Annotated in this window: 1 protein-coding gene; it reads left to right on the top strand. The window is 45.9% G+C overall.

The window, feature by feature from the left end:
• Positions 1-35: 35 nt before the first annotated feature.
• Positions 36-985 (top strand): FAD-dependent monooxygenase (locus A3762_RS21775; RefSeq protein ID WP_156493660.1); only part of this gene is annotated, 950 nt, incomplete at its 3' end.

The raw sequence follows: 985 nt of genomic DNA, 5'->3' as shown, positions 1-985 counted from the left end.
GGGCGCTTGCTTATTCCTATTTAGCGGTGAAAGAAATGCCGGCTAAGTCAGGGTTTGTTTCGAAACTGCCCGATATAACATCATGGGCCACGACCCGTTTTGAGGCGCAAGACTTAGGTAGAGAGCATTTAGGCCACATACTAGAGAATGATGCGATTCAACTTGGCTTGCTAGATCGTGTTGCTGAATTGCCAAACATTGAGTTAGTTAGTGGCGTCACGATTGAATCGAGTGAGTTAGGTTCTGATAAGCGTATGCTTACTTTGAGCGATGGTTCTGTCATGTCAGCCGATTTGGTTGTTGGGGCTGATGGCGCGCAATCTCAAATGCGTCGAATTGCTGGAATTGGTCAGTTTAGCGAGTCTTATACTCAGCACGCTATGGTCGTATCCATTACCTATAAAGGCGGAGTTGAGCAAGGGACTTGGCAGGCTTTTAGACCAGAAGGGCCTCTCGCGTTTCTTCCGTTACCGCGCATTGACGGTGTTAATTATGGCTCGTTAGTTTGGTACGACTCGCCGAATACTATCACACAGTTAAAAGGCTTGTCTGATGCCGAGCTGCGTCAAAAACTTCAAGCGATATATCCCCAAGAATTACCTGATATTGAACAGATTCTTCAGGTCGCTTCGTTTCCTCTTGCCAAGTCACATGCTCAGCAATACTCAGGAGAGCGTATTGTTCTGGCCGGTGATGCTGCGCACACAATTAATCCTTTAGCTGGTCAGGGTGTTAATCTCGGGTTTATGGATGCCGCGGTATTGATTGAGGAGCTCGGTAAAGCATTGATTAATGACCAAGCCTTATCAGATCGGGCGGTGTTAAAGAATTATGAAAAGCAGCGACGTATGTTTAATCAACTCATGATGAGTGGTATGGACGCGTTTTATTATGGCTTTAGTAATCGCTCTGCCCCAGTGCAAATTATTCGAAACATAGGTTTAGGGCTTGCACATCGCTCAGGTCCGTTGAAACAAAAAGTATT

The sequence above is a fragment of the Oleiphilus sp. HI0125 genome (genome assembly GCF_001635355.1).
This window is presented reverse-complemented; position numbering and strand designations above follow the sequence as displayed.